The 2,539-nt window shown below is 79.6% G+C and carries 4 protein-coding genes; 2 read left to right on the top strand and 2 right to left on the bottom strand.

What is annotated here, in order from left to right; all coding sequences use genetic code 11:
- Positions 1 to 256, top strand: a 256-nt coding sequence (locus ACFQ11_RS37505; RefSeq protein ID WP_378307688.1) for a hypothetical protein, incomplete at its 5' end; no start/stop codon positions are given.
- A gap of 16 nt (positions 257 to 272) precedes the next feature.
- Here the strand turns inward: ACFQ11_RS37505 and ACFQ11_RS37500 are convergent.
- Both ACFQ11_RS37500 and ACFQ11_RS37495 read right to left on the bottom strand, forming a co-directional pair.
- Positions 273 to 908, bottom strand: coding sequence for a response regulator (locus tag ACFQ11_RS37500; RefSeq protein WP_378307686.1), 636 nt, complete (start codon positions 906 to 908; stop codon positions 273 to 275).
- Positions 905 to 2,041, bottom strand: coding sequence for a sensor histidine kinase (locus ACFQ11_RS37495; protein ID WP_378307684.1), 1,137 nt, complete (start codon positions 2,039 to 2,041; stop codon positions 905 to 907). Before ACFQ11_RS37495 ends, ACFQ11_RS37500 begins: the two co-directional genes overlap by 4 nt.
- 131 nt (positions 2,042 to 2,172) lie before the next feature.
- Between ACFQ11_RS37495 and ACFQ11_RS37490 the strand changes: the two genes are divergently transcribed.
- A partial coding sequence (locus ACFQ11_RS37490; RefSeq protein ID WP_378307682.1) for a hypothetical protein occupies positions 2,173 to 2,539 on the top strand: 367 nt, incomplete at its 3' end.

The raw sequence follows: 2,539 nt of genomic DNA, 5'->3' as shown, positions 1-2,539 counted from the left end.
CGCGCTGGCGCTGACGGGGCTGGCGGCGGCGTACGCCGGGCGCGATCCGCGCCAGGCGGCGCGGCTGCTCGGCGCGGCGGACGCCCTGCTCGGCGCGTGGCGCGCCACCCTGCCGCTGCACCGCACCGACGCCGAGCGGGCCCGGGCCGAGGCCGCCGCGAACGCGGGCGACGCCGCGTTCGGCGCCGCGTACGCCGAGGGGCGGGGCGCGCCCCCGGAGGACGTCGTCGCGGAGGAGGCGGACGCCTCACGCTAGGCGCCGCGCGCGGGGGTCATCCCGGGGCGAGCCCGGCGCGGACGGCGAACACCGCGAGGCGGATCCGGTTCGGGCAGCCGGTCTTGGCGAGGAGCGCGGCGACGTGCGTCTTCACGGTGGTCGCCCCCACGTGCAGGCGTGCGGCGATCTCCTGGTTGGACAGCCCCGCCGCGACCAGTACCAGCACCTCCCGCTCGCGCGGCGTGAGGTCGGCGGGCGCGGTCTCGGCGCGCGCGCTCACCGCCCGCTCGACCAGCCGCCCCAGCACCTCCTGGCTGAACGGGGTGCCGCCCGCGGCCGCGCGGCGGATCGCGTCCAGCAGTTCCTCCGGCGGTGCGCTCTTCAGCAGGAACCCGCGGGCGCCCGCGGCCAGCGCCGGGTAGAGGTGGTCGTCGTCGCCGAACGTGGTCAGCGCCAGCACGCGGGCGTCCGGGCGCGCCGCCGTGATCCGCTCGGTGGCCGCGGCGCCGTCCAGGCCCGGCATCCGCAGGTCCATCAGGGTCACGTCCGGGACGAGCCGCGCGGCCAGCGCCACCGCCCGGTGCCCGTCGGCCGCGTCGCCGACGACGGTCACGTCGCCGGCCGACTCGCAGAGCATCCGCAGCCCCATGCGGACGAGGTGCTGATCGTCGGCGATCAGTACGCGGATCACGCCCGCACCTCCTGCGGCGGCGGCAGTTCGGCCGTCAGCCGCCAGCCGCGCCCGGCCGGGCCCGCCGCGAACGACCCGCCGAGCAGGTCGACGCGCTCGCGCATGCCGGTCAGCCCGTGCCCGGGGACGGCCGGGCCGCCGCGCCCGTCGTCGCTGATCACCAGGCGGACGGCGCCGCCGTCGACGCGCGCGGACAGCCGGACGGTCGCGTCCGGCCCGGCGTGCCGGGCGGCGTTGGCGAGCCCCTCCTGCACCAGCCGCAGCAGCGTGACGCCGCGCATCGCGTCGAGGCACGCGACCGCCGGGTCGACGGCCGCCTCGACCGCCGGGCCCGCCGCGCGGCACCGTTCGACGGCCCGGGCCAGCGCGGCGGGCAGCGCGGCCGGTTCGACCGGGGGCGGCTCGTCCCGCACGGTGGCCGGGTCGCGCAGTACCGCGACCAGCCGGCCGAGGTCGTCGAGGGCCGCGGTGCCGGTGGCGTGCAGGTCGTCCAGGACGTCGCGGACGCGGGGCTCGGCGCCGGTCAGCACGTGCCGCGCCACGCCGACGCGCAGCACCATCGACGAGACGTGGTGCGCGACCAGGTCGTGCAGCTCGCGGGCGATCGCGGTGCGCTCGGCGGCCCGCGCCGCGCGCTCGTCGGCGGCGGCCCGCTCCGCCGCCTCCCGCGCGGCCGCCCGCGCCGACCGGACGTACGCACCCGCCAGGAGCAGGACGGTGAGGAAGACCGCGACGCGGAACAGCGCGGGCGCGACGTCCCCGGGCGGGTCGCCGATCCAGCCGACCGCGACCGCCGCCGCGAACGCCGCCGCCCCGGCCGCGAGCTCCGCCGCCGGGCGGCGCACGGCCAGCTCGAACAGCGCGATCGCCAGCATCGCCTTGACGGGGAACAGCACCGCCGAGTCCGCCGCCTCGGCGGCGCCCAGCAGGACCGCGAGCGCGGCCACGGCGGGCGCCGGCAGCCGCGCGGCCGCCGCGTACGTCCCGTATGCGGCGGCCACGAGCGTCCAGTCGGCGGCGCCGCCTGGGCGGTGCATGAGCGCCAGGTCCCCGGCCGCCAGGACCGCGACCAGCGCGGCGCGCAGCGGGACGAACCGGCGCGAGACGAACTCCTCCACCCGTTCGGCGAACACGCCCCGATCGTAGACGCCGGGCCCCGGCGGGGGCCTCGTCCGCGCGCAGGAGGGCGGCCTCCGCCGGGTGGCCGCCGGGTCGGCCCGGCCGGCCGATTCACCCGCGCGGGCGCCGCCGCTGTGATGGGGGCATGACCCTCATCGGTTTCGGCCGCGCGTTCGCGGTGCTGATCAGCGCGACCACGTTCGCGTTCCTGTTCGTCCACGACTCGTGGCGCACCGACAACCTCTTCCTGGTGCCGGACCTGGTCCTGTGCGCGCTGCTGCTCGCCGCGGCGGCGCTGCCCGGCCCGTACGCGGCGCCCGCGCTGGGCTTCGCGCTCGCGATGTGCACGGGGGTGTTCACCGCGTCGGTGTCCTCGTACGCGGTCCGCGGGGAGCTGGGCGCCGCGAGCCTGCTCGGCGTGGTGGGGTGCTCGGTCACGGCCGCGTTCCTGCTGGGCCGCGCGGCCGGGACGCTGGGCGCGGACGGCCGGGCGGCGCGGCGGCCGCGGACCT

Source organism: Actinomadura sediminis (assembly GCF_042675525.1).
Classification (GTDB): Bacteria; Actinomycetota; Actinomycetes; order Streptosporangiales; family Streptosporangiaceae; genus Spirillospora; species Spirillospora sediminis.
Note: the sequence above shows the minus strand (reverse complement) of the source record. Positions and strands in the feature narration are given on the sequence as shown.